The following is a 25,697-nucleotide window of genomic DNA, read 5'->3' on the forward strand; positions in this document are numbered from 1 at the left end:
CGACTTTGTCGTCCACAGTACGACTGATACCGGAACGTCGGCATGACGCTCCGGTGAGATCCCGCTGTGAATCCGCTGAGGTCAGAACCGCCCGGCGCCCAGGTCCCGCGACACCGCGCGGGCGCAGTCCCGTACCGCGGCGATCAGCTCGGGCCGCAGCGCGCCGTCCTCGTCGGGCCGGCACAGCCGCTCCACGGCGCCCGTGATGCCGACCGCGCCGACGGGCATGCGCCGCCGGTCGTGGATGGGCGCGGCGATGGACGCGACGCCCTCCCAGGTCTCCTCGACGTCGGCCGCGTACCCGCGCGCGCGGGTGACGTCCAGGACCTGCTCGAAGTCGGCCAGCTCGAACACCGTGCGCTCGGTGAAGGGCTTGCGGTCGGCCTCAAGCACCTCGCTGTGCGCCACCGGGTCGAAGGCCGACAGGACCTTGCCCAGGGCCGTGGAGTGCAGCGGCTGCATGGCGCCGATCTCCAGGACCTGCCGGCTGTCGTCGGGCCGGAAGACGTGGTGCACGATCAGGACGCCCTGCTGGTGCAGGACGCCCAGGTGCACGCTCTCGCCGCTGGAGCGGGCCAGGTCGTCCGTCCATACCAGGGCACGCGCGCGTAGCTCGTGCACGTCGAGGTACGTGGTGCCGAGGCGCAGCAGTTCCGCGCCCAGCTGGTAGCGCCCGGAGGCGTCGTCCTGCTCGACGAAGCCCTCCTGCTGGAGGGTGCGCAGGATGCCGTGGGCCGTGCCCTTGGCCAGGCCGAGCGACGAGGCGATGTCCGAGAGGCCGAGCCGTCGCTCGCCGCCCGCGAGCAGGCGCAGCATCGCGGCCGCCCGTTCGAGCGACTGGATGTTCCGTGCCATCGCCGTACTGCCTCCGTCCCGTTCGACCGCCGATGCGCGGCGCTGCCGCCGCCGTTCGGCAATGTCGAACACTACCGGTCCATGTCGACCTCCCGCCAATGGTCGGTCGACACCTGTTACGTCACTGGTCGCGAGAACCTAGACGGGCTTGATCCGCCCGTCACCCCGGTCCGCCCCATGGACGTGCCGAGCATTCTCCCGCCCGACCCCGTTACCCTTGCCGCGTGCAAGCTCCCCGGGGAGTTCCGTGAGAGGTTCCCAGGGAAGCCGCAAAGCCGACAGCCGTCGCACTCCAGGGAGCCCCTTCATGGCCTCGTCGCCACTGACCCCTTCTGCCGACAGCCGGACCCGTGTGTCCGAGCTCCGAGAGGCACTCGCCACCCGCGTGGTGGTCGCCGACGGAGCCATGGGCACCATGCTCCAGGCGCAGGAGCCCACTCTCGACGACTTCGAGAACCTCGAAGGCTGCAACGAGATCCTCAACATCACCCGTCCGGACATCGTGCGCTCGGTCCACGAGGAGTACTACGGCGCGGGCGTCGACTGCGTCGAGACCAACACCTTCGGCGCCAACCACTCCGCCATGGCCGAGTACGACATCGCCGACCGCGTCCACGAACTCTCCGTGGCCGGTGCCCGCATCGCCCGCGAGACCGCCGACGACTTCGCCGCCCGCGACGGCCGCCGCCGCTGGGTCCTCGGCTCCATCGGCCCCGGCACCAAGCTGCCCACCCTCGGCCACATCGGCTACGCCACCCTCCGCGACGGTTTCCAGGCGAACGCCGAGGGCCTCCTCGCCGGTGGCGCCGACGCGCTGATCGTGGAGACCACGCAGGACCTCCTGCAGACCAAGTCGTCGATCCTGGGCGCCCGCCGCGCCATGGAGGCGACCGGCGTCGACGTGCCCCTCCTGGTCTCGATGGCCTTCGAGACCACCGGCACCATGCTGCTCGGCTCCGAGATCGGCGCCGCGCTCACCGCGCTGGAACCCCTCGGCATCGACATGATCGGCCTGAACTGCTCGACGGGCCCGGCCGAGATGAGCGAGCACCTGCGCTATCTGGCCCGCCACTCCCGCACCCCGCTGCTGTGCATGCCGAACGCGGGCCTGCCCATCCTCACCAAGGACGGCGCCCACTTCCCGCTCGACCCCGAGGGCCTGGCGGACGCGCAGGAGCACTTCGTCCGCGACTACGGCCTGAACCTGGTCGGCGGCTGCTGCGGTACGACCCCGGAGCACCTGCGCCAGCTGGTCGAGCGGGTCCGCGAGGCCCCCCCCGTCGAGCGCCACCCCCAGCCCGAGCCCGGCGCCGCCTCGCTCTACCAGACGGTCCCGTTCCGCCAGGACACCGCCTACATGGCGATCGGCGAGCGCACCAACGCCAACGGCTCGAAGAAGTTCCGCGAGGCCATGCTGGAGGCCCGCTGGGACGACTGTGTGGAGATGGCCCGCGACCAGATCCGCGAGGGCGCCCACATGCTGGACCTCTGCGTGGACTACGTGGGCCGCGACGGCGTCGCCGACATGGAGGAGCTGGCCGGCCGCTTCGCCACCGCCTCCACCCTGCCGATCGTGCTCGACTCCACCGAAGTCGCGGTCATCCGGGCCGGCTTGGAGAAGCTCGGCGGCCGCGCGGTCATCAACTCCGTCAACTACGAGGACGGTGACGGCCCCGAGTCCCGCTTCGCGAAGGTCACCAAGCTGGCGCAGGAGCACGGCGCCGCGCTCATCGCGCTGACCATCGACGAGGAGGGCCAGGCCCGCACCCCGGAGCACAAGGTCGCCATCGCCGAGCGGCTCATCGAGGACCTCACGACGAACTGGGGCATCCACGAGTCGGACATCCTCATCGACACCCTGACCTTCACCATCTGCACCGGCCAGGAGGAGTCCCGCGGCGACGGCATTGCCACCATCGAGGCGATCCGACAGCTCAAGAGCAGGCACCCGGACGTCCAGACGACCCTGGGCCTGTCCAACATCTCCTTCGGCCTCAACCCGGCCGCCCGCGTCCTGCTCAACTCCGTCTTCCTCGACGAGTGCGTCAAGGCCGGCCTCGACTCGGCGATCGTGCACGCCTCGAAGATCCTCCCGATCGCCCGCTTCACCGAGGAGGAGGTGCAGACCGCGCTCGACCTCATCTACGACCGCCGCGCCGAGGGCTACGACCCGCTCCAGAAGCTGATGGCTCTCTTCGAGGGCGCCACCACCAAGTCCCGTACGGCGGGCCGCGCCGAGGAACTGGCCGCCCTCCCGCTGGACGAGCGGCTCAAGCGCCGGATCATCGACGGCGAGAAGAACGGCCTGGAGGCCGACCTCGCCGAGGCGTTGCAGACCCGCCCCGCCCTGGACATCGTCAACGCGACGCTCCTGGACGGCATGAAGGTCGTCGGCGAGCTGTTCGGCTCCGGCCAGATGCAGCTGCCGTTCGTGCTCCAGTCCGCCGAGGTCATGAAGACCGCGGTCGCCTATCTCGAACCGCACATGGAGAAGTCGGACGCCGAGGGCAAGGGCACCATCGTGCTCGCCACCGTGCGCGGCGACGTCCACGACATCGGCAAGAACCTCGTCGACATCATCCTGTCCAACAACGGCTACAACGTCGTCAACCTCGGCATCAAGCAGCCGGTCTCCGCGATCCTCGAAGCCGCCGAGGAGCACCGCGCCGACGTCATCGGTATGTCGGGTCTCCTGGTCAAGTCGACGGTGATCATGAAGGAGAACCTTCAGGAGCTCAACCAGCGCAAGATGGCGGCCGACTACCCGGTCATCCTGGGCGGCGCCGCCCTGACCCGTGCCTATGTCGAGCAGGACCTGCACGAGATCTACGAGGGCGAAGTCCGCTACGCCCGCGACGCGTTCGAGGGCCTGCGCCTGATGGACGCCCTCATCGGCGTCAAGCGGGGCGTGCCCGGCGCGAAGCTGCCCGAGCTCAAGCAGCGCCGGGTGCGGGCGACAGCGGCCGTCACAGAGGTCGAGGAGCGCCCGGAGGAAGGCCACGTCCGCTCCGACGTCGCCGTCGACAACCCGATCCCCACCCCGCCGTTCCGCGGCACCCGGGTCATCAAGGGCATCCAGCTCAAGGAGTACGCCTCCTGGCTGGACGAGGGCGCCCTCTTCAAGGGCCAGTGGGGCCTCAAGCAGGCCCGTACGGGCGAGGGACCGTCGTACGAGGAGCTGGTGGAGACCGAGGGCCGCCCCCGGCTGCGCGGCCTCCTGGACCGGCTCCAGACCGACAACCTCCTCGAAGCGGCCGTCGTCTACGGCTACTTCCCCTGTGTGTCCAAGGACGACGACCTGATCATCCTGGACGACGAGGGCAACGAGCGGACCCGCTTCACCTTCCCGCGCCAGCGCCGCGGCCGTCGGCTCTGCCTGGCCGACTTCTTCCGGCCCGAGGAGTCCGGCGAGAAGGACGTCGTCGGCTTCCAGATCGTCACCGTCGGCAACCGCATCGGCGAGGAGACCGCCAAGCTCTTCGAGGCCAACTCCTACCGCGACTACCTCGAACTGCACGGCCTGTCCGTCCAGTTGGCCGAGGCGCTCGCCGAGTACTGGCACGCGCGCGTGCGCTCCGAGCTGGGCTTCGCCGGCGAGGACCCCGCGAACGTCGAGGACATGTTCGCCCTCAAGTACCGGGGCGCCCGCTTCTCCCTCGGCTACGGCGCCTGCCCCGATCTGGAGGACCGCGCGAAGATCGCCGACCTGCTGGAGCCCGAGCGCATCGGCGTCCACCTGTCGGAGGAGTTCCAGCTGCACCCGGAGCAGTCCACGGACGCGATCGTCATCCACCACCCCGAGGCGAAATACTTCAACGCACGTTGATCGGATAAGTCGTACACTGGTCGGTCCACCGCAGGCCGGTCGCCCTTGTTGGTATCAGGGGTGGCCGGCCTGATCGTCCCTCAAGGAGGTGCGCCAGGATGACCAGCACGGTTCCCGCGCTCGGAACCCGTACGGCCGAAGGCTCCGCGCTTCAGGCCGTTCTCCTCGACATGGACGGCACCCTGGTGGACACCGAGGGCTTCTGGTGGGACGTCGAGGTCGAGGTCTTCGGCGCCCTCGGGCACACCCTCGACGACTCCTGGCGCCATGTCGTGGTCGGCGGCCCCATGACCCGCAGCGCCGGCTTCCTGATCGAGGCCACCGGCGCCGACATCACCCTCGCCGAGCTGTCCGTCCTGCTCAACGCCGGTTTCGAGGACCGCATCGGGCGGGCCCTGCCGCTGATGCCGGGCGCCGCCAGACTCCTGGCCGAGCTCTCCGAGTACGAGATCCCCACCGCCCTGGTCTCCGCCTCGCACCGGCGCATCATCGACCGCGTGCTGACCGCGCTCGGCCCCCAGCACTTCGCGCTGACGGTCGCCGGCGACGAGGTGGCACGCACCAAGCCGTACCCCGACCCGTATCTGTTCGCCGCGGCCCGCCTCGGCGTCGACCCGGCCCGCTGCGCGGTCGTGGAGGACACCGCGACCGGTGTCGCGGCGGCGGAGGCGGCCGGCTGCCTGGTGGTCGCCGTGCCGTCCGTGCAGCCCATCGCACCGGCCGCCCGGCGCACCGTCGTGACCTCGCTGGAAGTCGTCGACCTGGCATTTCTGCGGGGACTGATGACCGGCCGATGACGGAAATGCGTCAGCCGTTCACCGAGCGTGCAAACCCCAATGCGATAGGGAATTCGCACCCGGTCGACCGGTCGAATTCCGGCGCTCTCCAACCGAGTTGACGGTGTGAGGTTCCCCACGTGCGCGGGAGTCGACATCGCGGCCGTCCTGTGCTGTTCACCCCATTTCTGAGGCCGATCACGCACCGTTGTGTCCCGATTGGTGAAACGCTGCACTAATCCTTCCGTCGGCGGGTTTTCGGTCTGTCCACAGCCGGTTCCGCAGCGTGATGGGAACTCAACTACGGTGGCCGCGAACCCCTGTGCGGGTCCGGACTAATCTCAACGCGAGAACATCGCCCTATGCCCCCGTGATCGGCGTCACCACCCTATGCATGCCGGGTACACGGAATCGAACAGCTCTGGAGAACTTCGAGCATGAACCGCAAGACTTTGGTGCTGCCGGCCGTCGTCGGCCTGCTCGCGCCGGTGCTCGCCGCCTGTGGCGGCTCCGGCAGCGGGAGTTCCGGCGGCGGAGCGATAGTCGTCGGCACCACGGACCGGTTCGAGGCGACGAAGGACGCTCCGGCGCCGCTCGACCCCGCCTACGCCTACGACGTCGGCACCTGGAACATCCTGCGCCAGACCGTGCAGACCCTGATGATCCAGCCCAAGGGCGAGGGTGACCCGGTCCCCGAGGCCGCCGAGAAGTGCGGCTTCACCGACACCGGCAGCGAGCGCTACGCCTGCACCCTGCGCGAGGGTCTGAAGTTCGCCAACGGCGACAAGATCACCGCGGCCGATGTGAAGTACTCCATCGACCGCGCGATGCGCATCAAGGCCGACAGTGGTGTGTTCGCCCTGCTGTCGACCATCGACACCGTCGAGACCCAGGGCGACCGCGAGGTCATCTTCCACCTGAAGACGGCCGACGCCACCTTCCCGTACAAGCTGTCCACCCCGGTCGCCGGCATCGTGAACCCCGACGACTACCAGAAGGACAAGCTGCGCGACGGCTTCAGCGTGGACGGCTCCGGCCCGTACACGCTCTCGGTCGCCCAGAAGGACGACGCGATCACCACGGCCACGTTCACCAAGAACCCCAATTACAAGGGGACTCTGGCGGTGAACAACAGCAAGGTCGAGATGCGCTCCTTCGCGGACGCCACCACCATGGGCACCGCGCTGAGCAAGGGCGACATCGACGTGATGACGCGCACCATGTCGCCGGAGCAGATCCAGAAGCTCGGCGACGACTCGAACGGCGACATCGACCTCGTCGAGATGCCCGGCCTCGAAATCCGCTACCTCGCCTTCAACACCGACGCCGCCACCGTGAAGACGAAGGCCGTGCGCGAGGCGATGGCCCAGCTCATCGACCGCGGCGAACTCGTCTCCAAGGTCTACGGCACCGAGGCCGAGCCGCTCTACTCCATGGTCCCCGCGACCATCACCGGCCACTCGAACTCGTTCTTCAACAAGTACGGCGACCCGAGCGTCACCAAGGCCAAGTCCCTGCTGACCAAGGCCAACATCACCACCCCGGTGAAGCTCACGCTGCACTACACGACCGACCACTACGGCCCGGCCACCAAGGAAGAGTTCGAGCAGCTGCGGTCGCAGCTCAACAGCAGCGGCCTGTTCGACGTCACGATCAAGGGCGAGCCCTGGTCCACGTTCGTCCCGGCCGAGCGCAAGGGCTCGTACGACGTCTGGGGCATGGGCTGGTTCCCCGACTTCCCCGACGCCGACAACTACCTCGCGCCGTTCCTCGACACGGACAACTTCCTCAAGCTGCCGTACAGCAACCCCGAGATCATCAAGACCCTGATCCCGGAGTCCCGTCGCGAGGCCGACCGGCTCGCCGCCGCCAAGAGCCTGACCAGCATCCAGGACATCGTCGCCTCGGACGTCCCGCTGATCCCGCTGTGGCAGGGCAAGCAGTACGTCGCCGCCCGCGACGACATCACGGGTACCGCGTACGCGCTCAACTCCTCCTCGACCCTGCAGCTGTGGGAGCTGGGCCGCGGAGTCTGACCGCCTGACAACGCAGTGAGCAGTTCCACCAGTGGCCGGTCCCGCCCATCGCGGCGGGGCCGGCCACTGGCCTGTCGTAGAACTGAATCCGCCCCGCAGACACGGAGAGGGCGCCCCTGTCAGGAAGGGGCGCCCTCTCCGCTCGTACCCGGTCTACTACGTGCTACGGCGTCTACTGCGCGCCGGGGCGCACCAGTCCGCTCTCGTACGCGTACACCGCCGCCTGCACTCGGTCCCGCAGGCCCAACTTGGTGAGGACGTGCCCCACATGCGTCTTGACGGTGGTCTCGCTGACGAACAGATCGGCGGCGATCTCCGCGTTCGACAGGCCGCGCGCGACCAGCTTCAGCACCTCGACCTCACGCTCGGTCAGCGTGTGCAGGGCGTCCGGCACCGGCTCGTCACCGGACGGCAGATGACCGGCGTATTTGTCGAGCAGCCGCCGCGTGATGCTCGGCGCGAGCATGGCCTCGCCGGCGGCCACCACCCGGATCGCCTGCACCAGCTCGTTCGCCGGCGCGTCCTTCAACAGGAAGCCGCTGGCACCGGCCCGCAACGCCTCCACCACGTACTCGTCGAGGTCGAAGGTGGTCAGCACCAGCACCTTCGCCGGGCCGTCCCGCCCGGGGCCGGTGATCTGCCGGGTCGCCTCCACCCCGTCCATCCGCGGCATACGGATGTCCATCAGCACGACATCGGGCTGCAGAGCCCGCACCTGGTCGAGCGCCTGCAGACCGTCACCGGCCTCACCGACGACCGCCAGATCCTGCTCGGCCTCCAGAATCATCCGGAACCCGGTGCGCAGCAGCGGTTGGTCGTCGACAAGTAGGACGCGGATGGCCACGTGAGTCTCCTTCGCTAGCCCGGGCCCATTCTGCCCTGCGCGACAGGTGACTACCCGACCGGGCCGACGGGGCGGACCGAGCTGGCGACCTGGCCGACCCGCCCCGGCTGCCCGACCGACTCGACCGGCTTGACCGACTCGGCCGGTCCGACGGCCTGATCTGCCTGCCGGACCCGATCGGTCTGACGGCCTGATCTGCCCTACGGGTTTGACCTGCCCGACGGCCCGGCCCGGCCCTGCCCGACGGCCCGGCCCGGCCCTGCCCGACGGCCCGGCCCGGCCCTGCCCGACGGCCCGGCCCGGCCCAGCCCTTCCGACCGGCAGAGGCCGGACCGTTGCCCGCCCGTGGCGTCGGCGTCGCTGCCGGGTCATGGGCTGAAACGGCGTCGGCCGCGGTCCCCCCGGGGGCTGAAAGACCGTCGGCTGTCCCTAGCCCGAGCTGGAGTGACCGTCCGCTGCCGTGCGTTCGGCCGAAACGCCGTGGGCCGCTGTGCCTTCGGCTTCGGCTGAGACGCCGTCGGGCATCCGCACCGGCAGTGGATACGGCGGGGGAGTGCCGCCGAACTCCGGGCACACCGCCTGGTGGTCGCACCAGCCGCACAGCTTGGTCGGCCTGGGCCGCCACTCGCCCGTCTCCGTGGCCAGCCGGATCGCCTCCCACAGCGCCAGCAGCTTGCGCTCCACCCGCTCCAGATCCGCGAGGACGGGGTCGTACGTCAGCACGTCCCCACTGCCCAGGTACACCAGCTGGAGCCGCCGCGGCACGACCTGCTTCAGCCGCCAGACCACCAGCGCGTAGAACTTCATCTGGAACAGCGCGCCCTCGGCGTACTCCGGCCGCGGCGCCTTGCCCGTCTTGTAGTCGACGATCCGCACATCACCCGTGGGCGCCACATCGACCCGGTCGATGATCCCGCGCAGCTTCAGCCCCGAGTCCAACTCGGCCTCGACGAACATCTCGCGCTCGGCCGGCTCCAACCGCGTCGGATCCTCAAGGGAGAACCAGCGCTCCACCAGCCGCTCCGCCTCCCCGAGCCAGCGCGCCAACCGCTCGCCCTCCGGATCGTCGGCGAACAGCTCCACGACCTCCGGCCGGGTCTCCCGCAACCGGTCCCACTGCCCCGGAATCAGCGACTTCGCACGCGGCGCCGTACGCTCGGCGGCCGGCGCGTCGAAGAGCCGCTCAAGGACCGAGTGCACCAGAGTCCCCCGGGTCGCCGCCTCGCTGGGCTTCTCCGGCAGCCGGTCGATCACCCGGAACCGGTACAGCAACGGGCACTGCATGAAGTCGCTGGCACGCGAGGGGGACAGGGAAGCGGGCGCTATGGCGACCCGCTCGACCACGTCCACCGTCCCCGCCTCCACTGCCGCTTCCGCGCCCGGCCCCGCCGCCGCGCCCTCGTCGCCGGCTGTCCCCGCGACGCCCTCCGCACTCGTCTCCATGCCCACAGACCTTACGGCCCGCCACTGACAGTGACCCGCCCCCGGCCGACGCGCCCGCGACAGCCGGGGAAACACGGGGGGTGCCGGGGCGGAACGCGCCCCGACCGCCGCATACCATCGACCCGAGACCCCTCCGCCCGGCTGGCGCGGAGGACGCTTCGAACGAGGGGACACCGTGGACGAGAGCGGCGGCAGCGCACAGCCGCGGTCCGGCAACGACGAGCCGACCGAACACGCCACGGGTGCCACGACCCCGGCCGCCGATCCCGGCACCCCCGAACCGAAACACGACGACACCCCCCACAACGGCACTGAGAGGCCGATCCGGCACGTCGAGGACCCCGACACGTCACCCAAGAACCACACGAAGCCGACCGCCCCCGACGACTCGGAGACGCCGACTCCGTCCGGAACGACACAGACGGACCGCAACGAGCCGGCACCGTCCCCCGAGCCCGCCCCGAGCGACGTCCCACCGCCGGGACCGGCCACACCGCCGACCAGCCCCGCCCCGCAGGACGACCTCCCGGCACCGGGACCGGCCACGCCGACCATCGGCTCTGCCCCGCTGTCCACCGACTCCGCCACGCGCGACGGCCTGTCGGCGCAGGGATCGGGTGCGCCGTCCGGCGACTCCGCTCCGTCCGTCGGCACGTCGGCTGGAGTCTCCGGTACGCCGCTGACCGGCTCCGCGCCGCGGGACGGCCTGTCGGCCCCGGGATCGGCCACGCCTTCTGTAGGTTCCGCCCCGCACCACGGCCCGTCGGCCCCCGCATCGGCCACGTCGTCCGCAGGCTCCGCCCCGCACGAGGCCGCACCGGCGTCCGAAACGGGCACGCAGTCCGCCGACTCCGCCGCCGACAACGCCTCGTCGACGCCGGTATCCGGTACGCCGTCCACCAGCGCCACCCCACACGCCGACACGGACCCCGCGACCGGAACCCCCGACAAGGCCGCCGCCCCCCACGACACCCCGCACGCCGACCGGGCCCCCGACCGCCCCCACGCCCACACGGAGCCGCACGCTCGCACAGGCGCGCCCACAGCCCCCGATGCGGGCCCTGCCATGCCCAAGGGACGCCCCCCGCAGCGCCCCAAGGAGCCCGGTGGCGGCCTGTTGATGGGGCGGCCCTTCGGGGTGCCCGTGTACGTGGCGCCCAGCTGGTTCCTCGTCGCCGCGCTCATCACCTGGGTGTTCGGCGGCCAGTTGGACCGTGTGCTGCCCGAACTCGGCGCCGCCCGCTACCTCGTGGCTCTCTTCTTCGCGGTCGCCTTCTACGGCTCCGTCCTGGTGCACGAACTCGCCCACACCGTCGCCGCCCTCCGCTTCAAACTCCCGGTCCGCCGCATCCAGTTGCAGTTCTTCGGCGGTGTCTCCGAGATCGAGAAGGAGGCCGAGACCCCCGGCAGGGAGTTCGTGCTGGCCTTCGTCGGCCCGCTGCTCTCGCTGATCCTGTCCGGCGTCTTCTACTTGGCGATGCAGCCCGTGGAGCCCGGCACGGTCCCGGGTGTCCTGCTGGCCGGCCTGATGGTCTCCAACCTCATCGTGGCGGCCTTCAACCTCCTGCCCGGCCTGCCCCTCGACGGCGGCCGGATGCTCCGCGCCGTCGTCTGGAAGATCACCGGCAGGCCCATGAGCGGTACGATCGCCGCCGCCTGGGTCGGCCGCGCCCTCGCCGTCTCCGTCCTGATCGGCCTCCCGCTGCTCACCCAGACCGGCGCCCTCGGCACCAACACCGAGGACATCAGCGGCATGGACACCGTCACGGACGCCCTCCTGGCCGCGATCCTCGCCGCGATCATCTGGACCGGCGCCGGCAACAGCCTCCGTATGGCCCGCCTTCGCGAACACCTCCCGGATCTCCGCGCCCGCAACCTCACCCGCCGCGCGGTACCCGTCGAGACCAACACGCCCCTCTCCGAGGCCCTGCGCCGCGCCAACGCGGCCGGCGCCCGCGCCCTGGTCGTCGTCGACGCCGACGGCCAGCCGCTCTCCCTGGTCCGCGAGGCGGCCATCGTCGGCGTCCCCGAACACCGCCGCCCCTGGGTCTCCGTCAGCGGCCTCGCGCAGGACCTCACCGAGGGCATGCGCGTCTCCGCGGAACTGGCCGGAGAGGACCTCCTCGACACCCTGCGCGCGACCCCCGCCACCGAATACCTCGTGGTCGAGGAGACCGGCGAGATCTACGGCGTCCTGTCCGCGGCCGACGTGGAACGCGCCTTCGTGAAGGCCATGGCCCGCCCCAACTGAGGCACGCGCGCGTGGTCGGCGGCCCCCGCAATCGCCGGTAGGCTGGTCACATGTCCGAACCGACCGGTGCCGCCCGCAGGCGCGGGCCCTTCAAGGTCGGGGACCAGGTTCAGCTGACCGACCCCAAGGGCCGCCACTACACGTTCACGCTCGAAGCGGGGAAGAACTTCCACACCCACAAGGGTTCCTTCCCGCACGACGAGCTGATCGGCGCACCCGAGGGCAGCGTTGTCCGCACCACCGGAAACGTCGCCTACCTCGCGCTGCGCCCCCTGCTCCCCGACTACGTCCTGTCCATGCCCCGCGGCGCCGCCGTGGTCTACCCCAAGGACGCGGGGCAGATCCTGTCCTTCGCGGACATCTTCCCCGGCGCCCGCGTCGTGGAAGCGGGCGTCGGCTCCGGCTCGCTCAGCAGCTTCCTGCTGCGCGCCGTCGGCGACCAGGGCATGCTGCACTCCTACGAGCGCCGCGAGGACTTCGCCGAGATCGCCCAGCAGAACGTGGAGCGCTACTTCGGCGGCCCGCACCCCGCCTGGCAGCTCACCGTCGGCGACCTCCAGGACAACCTGTCCGACACGGACGTCGACCGCGTCATCCTCGACATGCTCGCCCCCTGGGAGTGCCTGGAGGCCGTCTCCAAGGCGCTCGTGCCCGGCGGCATCCTGTGCTGCTACGTCGCGACCACCACCCAGCTCGCGCGGACCGTCGAGTCCATCCGCGAGATCGGCTCCTTCAACGAGCCGACCGCCTGGGAGACGATGCTCCGCAACTGGCACGTCGAGGGCCTGGCCGTCCGCCCCGACCACCGGATGATCGGCCACACCGGCTTCCTCCTCACCGCCCGCCGCCTCGCGGACGGCGTCGAGCCCCCCATGCGCCGCCGCCGCCCCTCCAAGGGCGCCTACGGCGACGACTACACCGGCCCGAACGCCGACGGCGGAGCCGCCGGCCGCTGAGCCCGCTCCATGGCGGCCCTGTGCCGCACTCAACGCACGAACGCCGTGGCCGAGTTCCCGGAAGACCTCCGGAACCCGGCCACGGCGTCTCTCTTCTGACGTACCGCCACAGCGGAAGAACCCTCTCGTGCGATCACGCGAACGAACTGTCGACCCCGCCGTTCCCCCGGATTGTGACGTGTGGCACCATGCAGGCCACCCCCACCGGCACAGCCCTCACAGGAGACACTCCTAGTGCAGCACTCCGCCGTCCCGGAACTGGAACTGGCACACACGAACACCCGGCCCATCCACTGGGTCGCCACCGCCACGGCACTCGCCGCCGTCGTGGCCCTCTCCTCGGTCCTGCAGCCCGATTCGGCGCGCGCCGCCCAGGCCTCCGGCCCGCAGGCGAAGCCCGCGCTCGCCACCGCCCCGGCCCCCGCGACCACAGGGGTCGACTTCCCCATCCAGTGCGGTCCCCAGAAGGCCGTCGTCCAGAAGCAGGCCTCCGGCGACCTCGACGGCGACGGCAGACCGGAGACGGTCGCCGTGGTCCACTGCGACGCCGGCATGGGCACTCCGCCCGACGGCGTCTACGTCCTGACCCAGGCCGCGCACGCCGCCAAGCCGCGCGTGGTGGCCACCCTGATCGCGCCGAAATCCCGGGAGACGGTCACCGAGTTCGCCGTACACGACGGAGCCGTACTCGCGACGATGCTCGGCTACTCGACCCAGGACGTGCCCAGTTGCTGCCCGGACGTCAAGGAGAGCGCGAAGTGGCAGTGGAAGAACGGCGCGTTCGTCCGCTCCACACCCGGCAACACCCAGAGCGTCTGACGCCCCGGAGCCACCGGACCGGAGGCTCTCAGGCCGCGTCGGGGCCGTACACCTCGACCCGGTCCGCGACCCGGCGGACATGGATGCAGTCGCCGGGACACTCCTTCGCGGAGTCCACCACGTCGACCAGCAGCGGCAGCGGCACGGGCGTGGTGGCGCCCTTGTCCTGCAACAGCTCGTCGTCCGGGCTCTTCACATAGGCCAGCCCGTCGATGTCCAGCTCGAAGACCTCGGGGGCGTACTGGGCGCAGATGCCGTCGCCGGTACAGAGGTCCTGGTCGATCCAGACCTCCAGCGCCTCGCCGTCGGCCGCGGCCTCGTCCTGCACGGTGATGTCTCCTGCTTCCGCCGGGTGTTGAACACTTCGACCCTACCTCCGCGCCCCCGGCCGACACTTCCAGGAGATCCCTGGTTTCACGCCACGACATGACGGGCACCGTCCGCGCGGACACTCTCCGTCAGGGGGCGCCCCGGCGGGATTTCGCCGGGCCACGAACCCGCCGTCACGGCAACTCACGTCCCCCATGAAGGATTTTGACCGACCCACCCTTGGAACAGTCGGCTTCCGAATCACGTTGAGTGGGTATCCAGACGGCACGAGGGAGAGCGCAGGGTGACCGACGACACACCTTGACAGTCTTTGTGATCTAGGGGTTTCAATCGACACCCACCCAGGTAGGGTCTGGAAGCGTCCAGCTCCCCTTGGAGGAGGTGAGGACCGTGGCAGCCCACGACGACGACATGAACCGCGGCATCCGCCCGGGACGAGGGTCCGACGACCCGTCCGGGCAGATTGCCTACCTTGAGCAGGAGATCGCCGTCCTGCGACGTAAGCTCGCCGACTCTCCGCGACACACGAGGATTCTCGAAGAGCGGATCGTCGAGCTGCAGACCAATCTGGCCGGAGTGTCCGCCCAGAACGAGCGACTCGCCAACACGCTCCGTGAGGCCCGCGACCAGATCGTGGCCCTCAAGGAAGAGGTCGACCGGCTCGCACAGCCACCGGCCGGCTTCGGTGTCTTCCTCGTGGCCAACGAGGACGGCACCGCGGACATCTTCACCGGCGGCCGCAAACTCCGGGTGAACGTCAGCCCAAGCGTGGATCTCGAAGAGCTCCGCCGCGGCCAGGAAGTAATGCTCAACGAAGCGCTCAACGTGGTCGAGGCCATGGAGTACGAGCGCGTCGGCGACATCGTCACCCTCAAGGAGATCCTTGAGGACGGCGAACGCGCCCTCGTGGTGGGGCACACCGACGAGGAGCGGGTGGTACGGCTCGCCGAGCCACTGCTGGACATCACCATCCGCCCCGGCGACGCCCTGCTGCTCGAACCCCGTTCCGGCTACGTCTACGAGATCGTCCCGAAGAGCGAGGTCGAGGAACTCGTCCTCGAAGAGGTCCCCGACATCGGCTACGAGCAGATCGGCGGTCTGGGCGGCCAGATCGAGATGATCCGCGACGCGGTCGAACTGCCGTACCTCTACCCCGACCTCTTCAAGGAGCACGAACTGCGGCCGCCCAAGGGCGTCCTGCTGTACGGACCTCCCGGATGCGGAAAGACGCTCATCGCCAAGGCCGTCGCCAACTCGCTGGCCAAAAAGGTCGCCGAGGTCACCGGACAGGCCACCGGCAAGAGCTTCTTCCTCAACATCAAGGGCCCCGAGCTCCTCAACAAGTACGTCGGCGAGACCGAGCGGCAGATCCGCCTCGTCTTCCAGCGTGCCCGTGAGAAGGCCAGCGAGGGCACACCCGTCATCGTCTTCTTCGACGAGATGGAATCCCTCTTCCGCACCCGCGGATCCGGTGTCAGCTCGGACGTGGAGAACACCATCGTCCCCCAGCTGCTCGCCGAGATCGACGGTGTGGAAGGCCTGCAGAACGTGGTCGTCATCGGCGCCTCGAACCGCGAGGACATGATCGACCCCGCCATCCTGCGCCCCGGCCGCCTGGACGTGAAGATCAAGATCGAACGTCCCGACGCCGAGGCCGCCAAGGACATCTTCGGCAAGTACCTCACCGAGCGCCTCCCGCTGCACCCCGACGACGTCGGCGAGCACGGAGGCGACAAGACCACCACCGTCACCAGCATGATCCAGACGGCCGTGGAACACATGTACACGGAATCCGAGGAGAACCGCTTCCTGGAGGTCACCTACGCCAACGGTGACAAGGAAGTCCTCTACTTCAAGGACTTCAACTCCGGCGCCATGATCGAGAACATCGTGGGCCGGGCCAAGAAGATGGCCATCAAGGACTTCCTCGACCACAAGCAGAAGGGCATCCGCGTCTCCCACCTCCTCCAGGCATGCGTGGACGAGTTCAAGGAGAACGAGGACCTGCCCAACACCACCAACCCGGACGACTGGGCCCGGATCTCCGGAAAGAAGGGCGAACGGATCGTCTACATCCGTACGCTCATCACCGGCAAGCAGGGCGCCGACACCGGACGCTCCATCGACACGGTGGCGAACACCGGTCAGTACCTGTAAAAAGCAGGGTGGCTGCGGGTGCCCTAGGCGGGTACCCGCAGCCAACTGTTTTTCAGGCCATGACCGCGACAAGGGGCGCGCAAGGCAATGACGCAAATGATCTCCCCACCAGCGCAAAGCCGTTCTAGGCTCTTCGGTACCGCCGAGTCGCGCAGTGCGGGGACGGGCACCGCACACGCACCGGAGCGCCAGCGGTACTTGAGCGGCGCCCCCGACCGAGGGCGCCGCCGGGCAAGGAGGGCCGCATGACCGTACGGCGAGTAATGGGCATCGAGACGGAGTACGGGATCTCCGTCCCCGGCCACCCCAACGCCAATGCCATGCTCACCTCGTCCCAGATCGTCAACGCCTACGCGGCGGCGATGCACCGGGCCCGGCGGGCCCGCTGGGACTTCGAGGAGGAGAATCCGCTGCGGGACGCGCGAGGCTTCGACCTCGCCCGGGAGGCCGCCGACTCCACCCAGCTCACCGACGAGGACATCGGCCTCGCCAATGTCATCCTCACCAACGGCGCGCGCCTCTACGTCGACCACGCACACCCGGAGTACAGCTCCCCCGAAGTCACCAACCCCATGGACGCCGTTCTGTGGGACAAGGCCGGCGAGCGCATCATGGCCGAGGCCGCCGAGCGCGCGGCCCAACTCCCGGGCGCCCAGCCGATCCACCTCTACAAGAACAACACCGACAACAAGGGCGCCTCCTACGGCACGCACGAGAACTATCTGATGAAGCGGGAGACCCCCTTCTCGGACATCGTGCGCCACCTGACGCCCTTCTTCGTCTCCCGACAGGTCGTCACCGGAGCCGGCCGCGTGGGCATCGGCCAGGACGGGCACGAGCACGGCTTCCAGCTCAGCCAGCGCGCCGACTACTTCGAGGTCGAGGTCGGTCTGGAGACCACCCTCAAGCGCCCGATCATCAACACCCGCGACGAACCGCACGCGGACGCCGAGAAGTACCGCCGCCTGCACGTGATCATCGGCGACGCGAACCTCTCCGAGATCTCGACGTACCTGAAGCTCGGCACCACCGCCCTGGTCCTCTCCATGATCGAGGACGGCTTCATCGCGGTCGACCTGGCCGTGGACCAGCCGGTCCGTACCCTCCACCAGGTCTCCCACGACCCCACCCTCAAGCGCCTGGTCACCCTCCGCAGCGGCCGGACACTCACCGCGGTCCAGCTGCAGATGGAGTACTTCGAGCTGTCCCGCAAGTACGTCGAGGAACGCTACGGCTCCGACGCGGACGACCAGACCAAGGACGTCCTCGCCCGCTGGGAGGACACGCTCAACCGCCTGGAGAACGACCCGATGAGCCTGGCCGGCGAGCTGGACTGGGTCGCCAAGCGGGAGCTCATGGAGGGCTACCGGCGCCGCGACGGCCTCGACTGGGACGCGGCCCGCCTCCAGCTGGTCGACCTCCAGTACGCGGACGTACGGGCCGACAAGGGCCTCTACAACCGCCTGGTGGCCCGCGGCCGCATCAAGCGGCTGCTGGACGAGGGCACGGTCGAGCGGGCGCGTACGACGCCTCCGGAGGACACACGCGCATACTTCCGCGGACGCTGCCTGGAGCAGTACGCCGACGACGTCGCGGCGGCCTCCTGGGACTCCGTGATCTTCGACCTCCCGGGCCGGGACTCGCTCCAGCGCGTCCCAACCCTGGAACCGCTTCGCGGAACGCGTAATCACGTCAAGGAGCTCCTGGACCGCTGTCGTACGGCGGAAGACCTGGTCAGGGTCCTGTCGGGCGGCTGACAGGACCCTCGGATCCGGGGCTCCGGACAGGGTGGAATGTCCGGTGGCCGGGAATCATCGAGGTGGCCGCCGTACGTTGTAGGAACTGCGGGGCCGATGTCAGTCCCTGCAAGTAGGGTCTGATCAAGAACGTCGAACCGAGCGGGGTGAGGGTTATGGCGACCAAGGACACCGGCGGCGGACAGCAGAAGGCGACGCGCTCCACGGAGGAGGTCGAGGAGCAGGCCGAGGAAGCGCAGGCTACCGACGACCTCAAGGAGCGCCACGAGAAGCTGAGCGACGATGTCGACTCGGTTCTGGACGAGATCGATGACGTGCTCGAAGAGAATGCCGAGGATTTCGTTCGAAGCTTCGTTCAAAAGGGTGGACAGTAATCCACGTACGTGAACGACGGCTCCAGGAAATGCTCTCGGTGCCAAGAGGACAAGCCGCGAGAGGCATTCGCTAGCAACAAGTCCATGCGCGATGGTCTTCAGGCGTACTGCCGGGAGTGCTCTGCCGAGTACTACCGGCAGCGCCAGGAGGCTAAAGGGCGGACGGTGCGCGAGAAGGTGCCGGTGCCGCTCGGTCAAAAGCATTGCCGGGGCTGTGGCGAGGTGAAGCCCCACAGTGAGTGGCACCGGAAGAACAGTGCGCCGGACGGGTTGGCGAGTTGCGGTAAGGCGTGCAAAGCGGCTGCTGGTCCGGCCGGCCACCTTCGTCGGAAGTACGGCCTGACACCAGCCGAGTTGGACGCGATGGTGGCGGAGCAGCAGGGAATCTGTTGCATCTGCCTTGTTGCTCCTGCTGAGCATGTGGATCACTGCCATGAGACGGGTAGGGTCCGAGGCGTACTGTGCTTCAGCTGCAATGCAGCACTGGGGCAGTTCAAGGATCGGCCCGATGTCATGAGGCGGGCTGCGACATATCTGGAAGGAAACGCGTGGAAGCCAACACTCGTAGCACCGGGCGTCTACCAGCTGCCTTCCTGACGCCTGGGTCGTCGTCCTTCATGGACTTCCTCTCCGACCACCAGCCGGGGATGCTGCCGGGCAACCGGCAACTGCCGCCCACCCAGGGCGTCGTCGAGGCCCCGCACGGCACGACCATCGTCGCCGTCACGTTCCCCGGTGGCGTGGTGCTCGCCGGTGACCGACGGGCCACCATGGGCAATGTCATCGCACAGCGGGACATCGAGAAGGTCTTCCCGGCGGACGAGTACTCGGCCGTCGGTATCGCCGGCACCGCCGGCCTCGCCGTCGAGATGGTCAGGCTCTTCCAGCTGGAGCTGGAGCACTTCGAGAAGGTCGAAGGCGCCCAACTCTCCCTGGAGGGCAAGGCGAACCGACTGTCCACCATGATCCGTTCCAACCTCGGCATGGCCATGCAGGGCCTCGCCGTGGTCCCGCTCTTCGCCGGCTTCGACGTGGACCGCGGCATCGGCCGCATCTTCTCCTACGACGTGACGGGCGGCCGTTCCCAGGAGCTCGGCTACGCGGCCACCGGCTCCGGCTCGGTCTTCGCCCGCAGCGCCATGAAGAAGCTCTTCCACGACGGACTGACCGAGTCCGAGGCCACGACCCTCGTGGTGCAGGCCCTCTACGACGCCGCTGACGACGACTCGGCGACCGGTGGTCCCGATGTGGCCCGCCGGATCTACCCGATCGTCACCGTGATCACCGAGGACGGCTTCCGCCGGCTCACCGACGACGAGTCCTCCGAGATCGCCGCCTCGATCCTGGAGCGGCGACTGCAGCAGCCCGACGGCCCGCGCGCCGCGCTGCTCTGACCGCGGGCCCGTTCTCATCAAGGTGATCCAGTGACTTCGACGGAACTTTAAAGAGAGGGACGGATACCGGTGTCGACGCCGTTCTATGTCTCACCCCAGCAGGCCATGGCCGACCGGGCGGAGTACGCCCGCAAGGGCATCGCCCGTGGCCGCAGCCTGGTCGTGCTGCAGTTCGCCGACGGCATTGTCTTCGTCGGCGAGAACCCGTCCCGCGCGCTGCACAAGTTCAGCGAGATCTATGACCGGATCGGGTTCGCGGCAGCCGGAAAGTACAACGAGTACGAGAACCTGCGGATCGGCGGCGTGCGCTATGCCGACATGCGCGGTTACACCTACGACCGCGCGGATGTGACCGCCCGCGGTCTCGCCAATGTCTACGCCCAGACGCTCGGCACGATCTTCTCCAGCGCGGCCGAGAAGCCGTACGAGGTGGAGTTGGTCGTCGCGGAGGTCGGGGACACCTCCGACGGCGATCAGATCTACCGGTTGCCGCACGACGGTTCGATCGTGGACGAGCACGGCTCGGTCGCGGTCGGCGGCAACGCGGAGACGATCAGCAGCTATCTGGATCAGCGCCACCGTGACGGCATGACCCTCGCGGAGGCGCTCAAGCTGGCCGTGCAGTCCCTGTCCCGCGACACGAACGGCAGCGAGCGGGAGATCCCCGCCGAGCGCCTGGAGGTCGCGGTGCTGGACCGCACCCGCCCGCAGGCCCGCAAGTTCAAGCGGATCGTCGGCGGCGAGCTGTCCCGGCTGCTCGGCGAGAGCGCGGACGCCTCGTCGGAGTCCGACGACGGTGACGGTGACGGCGAGGACGACGCCGAGAAGTGAGCCGATGAGTTCGCTGAGTTCCTAGCCCTTTGTGTGCCCCGGCCGGTCATCGGCCGGGGCACACGGCGTTGCGAGGGGCCTCAGGGGCCGCTCGGCGGTGCCGTGGAGCCTCGTACGACCAGTTCCACCGGGATGTCCCCCTCCTTCGGTACGCGGCCGTCCAGGACCGCCAGGAGGGCGCGCATGCCGTGTTCTCCGAAGAGTTCGGCGTCGAGGCGGACCGTGGTGAGTTCGGGGTCGATGGCGGTGGCCAGGGCGAGGTCGTCGAGGCCGGTGATCGACAGGTCCTGCGGGATGCGCAGGCCGAGGCGGCGGGCGGCCTTGTAGGCGCCGGCGGCGAGTTTGTCGTCGTCGCAGACCAGGGCGGTGGGCCGGGGTCCCGGTGCAGAGAGTGCGGTCTCGGCGGCGGTCAGGGCGCCCTCGATCGAGATGGGGGCGCGGGTCGTACGTACCGAGGTGCCCGCTACGGAGCCCACTCGCGCGGCCAGTTCACGCGCGCGTACCTCGAAGGTCCAGGACGGGATGTCCGCGGCGAGGTGGAGGAAGCGGCGGTGTCCCAGGGCCAGCAGGTGGTCGGCGACCTGGCGGACGCCGTCGGCGATGTCCAGGTTGACGGTCGCGGCGCCGAGGCTGCCCTCCGGGTCGCTGTCGAGCATCACCAGGGGCAGTTGGTCGCCGCGGATCGCGGTGAGGGCGTCGGCGGCCATGGAGGAGGCGATGACGCCGTCCAGGGCGGCCTGGGCGGAGGCGAAGGGGTCGCGGGCGGGGCCGATGCCCTCGGGGGAGGGGTAGAGGACCACGCCGAAGCCGTGTTCGGCGGCGACGCGGGCGGCGCCGGTGTAGACGCCGGCGAAGAACTCCGTGGTCAGCGCGGGGACGACCAGGAGGACGGTACGGGTGCGTCCCAGCCTGAGATTGCGGGCGGCGAGGTTGGGGCGGTAGCCCAGGTCGCGGGCGGCCTCCCGGACGCGTTCGGCGGTGGTCTCCGAGACGCGGCCTCGCCATTTGTCGCCGAGCACCAGCGAGACGGCGGCCTGCGACACCCCCGCGGCCCGGGCGACGTCGCGGCTCGTGGGGCGGGTGCTGCCTCGTGCCACCGTGGGGCTGCTCCTTCGGCCGTACTGCGTCTGGACTCGTGACAGGGCACATGGTACGTATGACGATGGAAGTTATACGTAAAACGTGAGGGTGGGGCATGGCCGTGGGATATCTGGAGATCCTCAGGGCGAGACACGCCACTCGCCTGCTCATAGGGACGCTGGTCGGCCGGCTGCCGAACGCCACCGCCGCGATCGCGATCGTGCTGTTCATCCGCGCCGAGGGCGGCACCTACAGCCTCGCCGGGGCGCTGGCGGCCGTCTACGGCATCGCCAACGCGGTCGGGCAGCCCCTCCTCGGCCGGCTGGTGGACGTCCACGGACAGCCGCGCGTGCAACTGCCCGCCGCGGTCCTCTCCGCCCTCGGGATGACCGTCTTCGCCTATTGGGGCACCGATCCGCTTCCGTTCGCCTACGTCGCCGTGGCCGCCGCGGGCCTCTTCGCGCCGCCCCTGGAGGGTGGTCTGCGCGCCCTGTGGCCGGTCGTGCTGCGCCGGGAGGAGCAGGTGCACACGGCGTACGCCATGGACGCCGTGGCGCAGGAAGTCATGTTCACCGTGGGGCCGTTGCTCGTGACGGTGTTCGTGTCGCTGTGGTCCGCCCCGGTGGCGCTGCTCGTGCTGAACGTCATCGGGGTGCTGGGCGCCCTCTCCGTGGTCGTGTCACCCCCCTCGCGCGCGTGGCGGTCGGCTCCGCGTGCCGCTCACTGGCTCGGCGCCCTGCGCTCGCCGGGGCTGGTCGCGCTGTTGGGCGCCCTCCTGTTCGTCGGGATGGCGCTCGGGTCCATCACGGTCGCCTCCGTGCCGTACGCGGACGGGCACGGCGGTGACGTGGTGTACGGATGGCTCATGGCGGCCATCGGGCTGGGCGCGCTGCTGGGCGGCACCGTCTACGGGGCACGGCAGTGGAGCGGGGCGCCCGAGCGCCGACTGCGGGTCCTGGTGGGGCTGCTGGCGGTGTGTTACCTGCCGCTGATGCTCATGCCGGGCGCGGTCGCCATGGTGCTGCTGACCGTGCTCGCCGGGGTGTTCCTCGCGCCGGCCCTCGCCTGTGCGTTCATCATCGTGGACCGGCATGCCCCTAAAGGGACGGTCACCGAGGCTTTCTCCTGGCTTGTGACGACGTTCACCGTGGGCGCCTCGGTCGGAACGGGCGTCGCGGGGCCGGTCGTAGAGGCCGGTGGAGCCCTGTGGGGGTTCGCCGTGCCGGGGGCCGCCGGGGCGGTGTCGTTGCTGGTCCTGCTGGCCACCGGGCGGGTCCTCGCAGCTCCCGCCGGGGGAGCGGTCGTTGCGGCTTCATCGGAAAATGATCCAAACCGTGCGGTCGAACCCCGTTTCAGCACAGGGGATCGGGCGTAATGTTCACTCATGGACCGCCGCATTTTCGGGCTGGAGAACGAGTACGGCGTCACGTGTACGTTCAGGGGACAGCGGCGTCTGTCCCCCGACGAGGTGGCTCGGTACCTCTTCCGCCGTGTCGTGTCATGGGGCCGCAGCAGCAATGTCTTTCTGCGAAACGGCGCCCGGCTCTATCTCGACGTGGGCTCACATCCGGAATACGCGACCCCCGAATGTGACAACGTGACCGAACTGGTCACCCACGACAAAGCCGGCGAGCGCATTCTCGAAGGACTCCTGGTGGACGCCGAACGACGCCTGCACGAGGAAGGAATCGCGGGCGACGTCTACCTCTTCAAGAACAACACCGACTCGGCGGGCAACTCGTACGGCTGCCACGAGAACTATCTGGTGGCACGGCACGGCGAGTTCTCCCGGCTCGCGGACATCCTCATCCCCTTCCTGGTCACGCGTCAGCTGCTGTGCGGCGCGGGCAAGGTACTGCAGACCCCGCGCGGCGCCGTGTACTGCGTCAGCCAGCGCGCCGAACACATCTGGGAGGGCGTCTCCTCGGCCACGACGCGTTCCCGGCCCATCATCAACACCCGCGACGAACCGCACGCGGACGCCGAGCGCTACCGCCGTCTCCACGTCATCGTGGGCGACTCGAACATGTCCGAGACGACCATGCTGCTCAAGGTCGGGGCCACCGACCTGGTGCTGCGCATGATCGAGGCGGGCACGGTGATGCGTGACCTGACCCTGGAGAACCCGATCCGGGCGATCCGCGAGGTGAGCCACGACATCACGGGCCGGCGCAAGGTGCGTCTGGCCAGCGGCCGCGAGGCCTCCGCGATCGAGGTGCAGCGCGAGTACTACGAGAAGGCCGTGGACTTCGTCGACCGCCGCGGCATCCGCACCGGCACCGTCGAGCAAGTCCTGGAACTGTGGGGCCGCACCCTCGACGCGATCGAGGCCGAGGACCTCGACCGGATCGGCACCGAGATCGACTGGGTCATGAAGTACCAGCTGATCGAGCGCTACCGGGCCAAGCACAACATGACCATGTCCCACCCGCGGGTCGCCCAGATCGACCTCGCGTACCACGACATCCACCGTCGCCGAGGGCTCTACTACCTCCTGGAGAGGAAGGGCCAAGCCGCCCGGATCTGCAACGACTTGAAGATCTTCGAGGGCAAGTCCGTTCCGCCGCAGACCACTCGGGCACGGCTGCGCGGCGACTTCATCCGCAGGGCCCAGGAACAGCGGCGGGACTTCACCGTCGACTGGGTCCATCTCAAGCTCAACGACCAGGCGCAGCGCACCGTGTTGTGCAAGGACCCGTTCCGTTCCGTGGACGACCGGGTGGAGAAACTGATCGCCGGAATGTAGGCAAAAGCGTCCGGATACCGATGTCCGGATACATATTCGGTACGCCACACGGGCCCCGTACGTTTCGCGTACGGGGCCCTTGCCACGCCGTAGAGTTGCGCGCACGCCATCAACAAGATCGACCGATACGAGGCCTTCACCGTGCGCCGACGCTCCCTTCTCATCGCTGTTCCCGCAGGACTTGTGACGCTCGCGGGGTGCGGTGACAGCGACTCCTCCTCAAGCAAGGCCAGCGCGTCGCCGTCGCCGTCCGCCTCGGCCTCGACCGCTCCGCCGCCGAAGGTCGTGGACGGTCCGGTGCCGGCGATCACCGCGGGTACGAAGTTCGACGAGAAGCCGACCGTCGCCAAGGGCACCGGCGAACCGTCGAAGAACCTCGCGGTCAAGACGGTCATCGCGGGCAGCGGAAAGGCCGTCGCGGAGGGCGACTTCGTCCAGGTCAACTACCTGGGCCAGATCTGGTCGACGGCCAAGGTCTTCGACAACTCCTACGACCGCAAGACCCCGTTGGTCATCCAGCTCGCCCAGGGCAGCATCATCGACGGCTGGCGCTACGGCCTGGCGGGCCGGAAGGTCGGCAGCCGCGTCGAGATGGCCATCCCGCCGACCTGGGGGTACGGCACGACGGGCAACAGCCAGGCGGGCATCAAGGGCACCGACACGCTCGTCTTCGTGATCGACGTGCAGGACGCCTTCAACATCAAGAGCTCCGCCAAGGGCAAGGCCGTCGCGCAGTCCGACAGCGCACTGCCCAAGGTCGGTACGAACACCGACGGCAAGGCCCCCTCGGTGACCGTCCCGAAGGTGGACCCGCCGAAGAAGCTGGTGTCGAACTACGTCCTGGAGGGCGACGGAGCCGTCGTCAAGGCGTCCCAGACGATCCTGTGCCAGTTCGAGGGCGTGGTCTGGAGCACCGGCAAGCAGTTCGAATCGACGTACTCCCAGGGCCGGTTGAGCCAGTTCGCGATCTCGCAGATGGAGTCGGTCGTCAAGGGCCTGGCGCAGGGTGTCACCGGCAAGAAGGTCGGCAGCCGCGTCCTGATCGTCGCGCCCGCCGACCTGGCCTACGGCGACAACCCGCCCAGTGGTGGCGCCATCAAGAAGGGCGACACCCTGGTGTTCTCGGTCGACATCCTGGCGGCGATGTAGCCCCGCGGGTGAATGCCTGGCCGACGCATGAGCGCGGCCGGGATGCGAGACTGTCCGAGTTGCCTTGTCGTAC

The 25,697-nt window shown here is 69.2% G+C and carries 20 protein-coding genes; 15 read left to right on the forward strand and 5 right to left on the reverse strand.

Going from position 1 to position 25,697, the window contains the following annotated elements:
- Positions 1 to 81: 81 nt before the first annotated feature.
- A complete protein-coding gene (locus ACIBJH_RS30185; RefSeq protein WP_399120028.1) occupies positions 82 to 855 on the reverse strand; it encodes an IclR family transcriptional regulator in 774 nt (257 codons plus the stop codon).
- Positions 856 to 1,162: 307 nt separating this feature from the next.
- On the opposite strand from ACIBJH_RS30185, the gene metH reads away from it, so the two are divergent.
- From metH to ACIBJH_RS30200, 3 genes are all read left to right on the forward strand, one after another.
- Positions 1,163 to 4,681: a methionine synthase gene (gene metH / locus ACIBJH_RS30190; RefSeq protein WP_399120029.1), complete on the forward strand. Its 3,519-nt coding sequence runs from the start codon at positions 1,163 to 1,165 to the stop codon at positions 4,679 to 4,681.
- 98 nt (positions 4,682 to 4,779) lie between these two features.
- Positions 4,780 to 5,478 carry an HAD family hydrolase gene (locus ACIBJH_RS30195; RefSeq protein ID WP_399120030.1) on the forward strand — a complete coding sequence of 233 codons (699 nt, stop codon included), beginning with the start codon at positions 4,780 to 4,782 and terminating at the stop codon, positions 5,476 to 5,478.
- Positions 5,479 to 5,894: 416 nt separating this feature from the next.
- Positions 5,895 to 7,493, forward strand: a complete 1,599-nt coding sequence (locus tag ACIBJH_RS30200; RefSeq protein ID WP_399120031.1) for an ABC transporter substrate-binding protein — start codon at positions 5,895 to 5,897, stop codon at positions 7,491 to 7,493.
- 172 nt (positions 7,494 to 7,665) lie between these two features.
- On the opposite strand, the gene ACIBJH_RS30205 is transcribed toward ACIBJH_RS30200, so the two are convergent.
- A complete protein-coding gene (locus ACIBJH_RS30205; protein ID WP_019066105.1) occupies positions 7,666 to 8,337 on the reverse strand; it encodes a response regulator transcription factor in 672 nt (223 codons plus the stop codon).
- Positions 8,338 to 8,766: 429 nt separating this feature from the next.
- The gene (locus ACIBJH_RS30210) at positions 8,767 to 9,780 is read right to left on the reverse strand and encodes a RecB family exonuclease (protein ID WP_399120032.1); all 1,014 of its coding nucleotides are present in this window, start codon (positions 9,778 to 9,780) and stop codon (positions 8,767 to 8,769) included.
- A gap of 175 nt (positions 9,781 to 9,955) precedes the next feature.
- Here ACIBJH_RS30210 and ACIBJH_RS30215 point away from each other — a divergent pair, with 175 nt between their 5' ends.
- The 3 genes from ACIBJH_RS30215 to ACIBJH_RS30225 all read left to right on the forward strand — a co-directional run bounded on the left by ACIBJH_RS30215 (position 9,956) and on the right by ACIBJH_RS30225 (position 13,806).
- On the forward strand, positions 9,956 to 12,031 hold the full coding sequence (locus tag ACIBJH_RS30215) for a site-2 protease family protein (protein ID WP_399120033.1): 2,076 nt from the start codon (positions 9,956 to 9,958) through the stop codon (positions 12,029 to 12,031).
- A gap of 50 nt (positions 12,032 to 12,081) precedes the next feature.
- Positions 12,082 to 12,987, forward strand: coding sequence for a tRNA (adenine-N1)-methyltransferase (locus ACIBJH_RS30220; RefSeq protein WP_399120034.1), 906 nt, complete (start codon positions 12,082 to 12,084; stop codon positions 12,985 to 12,987).
- A 234-nt stretch (positions 12,988 to 13,221) separates the two neighbouring features.
- Entirely contained in the window at positions 13,222 to 13,806 is a 585-nt protein-coding gene (locus ACIBJH_RS30225; RefSeq protein WP_399120035.1) for a hypothetical protein, read from the forward strand.
- Positions 13,807 to 13,834: 28 nt separating this feature from the next.
- Here ACIBJH_RS30225 and ACIBJH_RS30230 read toward each other — a convergent pair whose 3' ends face one another.
- Entirely contained in the window at positions 13,835 to 14,140 is a 306-nt protein-coding gene (locus tag ACIBJH_RS30230; RefSeq protein WP_043682010.1) for a ferredoxin, read from the reverse strand.
- Between the two features lie 386 nt (positions 14,141 to 14,526).
- On the opposite strand from ACIBJH_RS30230, the gene arc reads away from it, so the two are divergent.
- From arc to prcA, 6 genes are all read left to right on the forward strand, one after another.
- Entirely contained in the window at positions 14,527 to 16,293 is a 1,767-nt protein-coding gene (gene arc, locus ACIBJH_RS30235; protein ID WP_200716538.1) for a proteasome ATPase, read from the forward strand.
- Between the two features lie 245 nt (positions 16,294 to 16,538).
- Positions 16,539 to 18,050, forward strand: a complete 1,512-nt coding sequence (gene dop, locus ACIBJH_RS30240; protein ID WP_399120036.1) for a depupylase/deamidase Dop — start codon at positions 16,539 to 16,541, stop codon at positions 18,048 to 18,050.
- 155 nt (positions 18,051 to 18,205) lie between these two features.
- Positions 18,206 to 18,424 (forward strand): ubiquitin-like protein Pup, encoded by a 219-nt coding sequence (locus tag ACIBJH_RS30245; protein ID WP_019066113.1) that lies wholly within the window; start codon positions 18,206 to 18,208, stop codon positions 18,422 to 18,424.
- Positions 18,425 to 18,508: 84 nt separating this feature from the next.
- On the forward strand, positions 18,509 to 19,021 hold the full coding sequence (locus ACIBJH_RS30250) for an endonuclease VII domain-containing protein (protein ID WP_399120037.1): 513 nt from the start codon (positions 18,509 to 18,511) through the stop codon (positions 19,019 to 19,021).
- Positions 18,973 to 19,818 carry a proteasome subunit beta gene (prcB, locus tag ACIBJH_RS30255; RefSeq protein ID WP_399120038.1) on the forward strand — a complete coding sequence of 282 codons (846 nt, stop codon included), beginning with the start codon at positions 18,973 to 18,975 and terminating at the stop codon, positions 19,816 to 19,818. The genes ACIBJH_RS30250 and prcB overlap by 49 nt, the downstream gene beginning before the upstream one ends.
- A gap of 69 nt (positions 19,819 to 19,887) precedes the next feature.
- A complete protein-coding gene (gene prcA, locus ACIBJH_RS30260; RefSeq protein WP_399120039.1) occupies positions 19,888 to 20,649 on the forward strand; it encodes a proteasome subunit alpha in 762 nt (253 codons plus the stop codon).
- Positions 20,650 to 20,729: 80 nt separating this feature from the next.
- Here the strand turns inward: prcA and ACIBJH_RS30265 are convergent, their stop codons facing one another.
- A complete protein-coding gene (locus tag ACIBJH_RS30265) occupies positions 20,730 to 21,746 on the reverse strand; it encodes a LacI family DNA-binding transcriptional regulator (RefSeq protein ID WP_399120040.1) in 1,017 nt (338 codons plus the stop codon).
- Positions 21,747 to 21,844: 98 nt separating this feature from the next.
- On the opposite strand from ACIBJH_RS30265, the gene ACIBJH_RS30270 reads away from it, so the two are divergent.
- From ACIBJH_RS30270 to ACIBJH_RS30280, 3 genes are all read left to right on the forward strand, one after another.
- Positions 21,845 to 23,104 (forward strand): MFS transporter, encoded by a 1,260-nt coding sequence (locus ACIBJH_RS30270; RefSeq protein ID WP_399120041.1) that lies wholly within the window; start codon positions 21,845 to 21,847, stop codon positions 23,102 to 23,104.
- Between the two features lie 9 nt (positions 23,105 to 23,113).
- A complete protein-coding gene (gene pafA, locus ACIBJH_RS30275) occupies positions 23,114 to 24,475 on the forward strand; it encodes a Pup--protein ligase (protein ID WP_043681683.1) in 1,362 nt (453 codons plus the stop codon).
- A gap of 141 nt (positions 24,476 to 24,616) precedes the next feature.
- Entirely contained in the window at positions 24,617 to 25,624 is a 1,008-nt protein-coding gene (locus ACIBJH_RS30280; protein WP_399120042.1) for an FKBP-type peptidyl-prolyl cis-trans isomerase, read from the forward strand.
- The last annotated feature ends 73 nt before the right edge of the window (positions 25,625 to 25,697 follow it).

This window comes from Streptomyces sp. NPDC050548 (assembly GCF_044457385.1).
GTDB lineage: Bacteria > Actinomycetota > Actinomycetes > Streptomycetales > Streptomycetaceae > Streptomyces.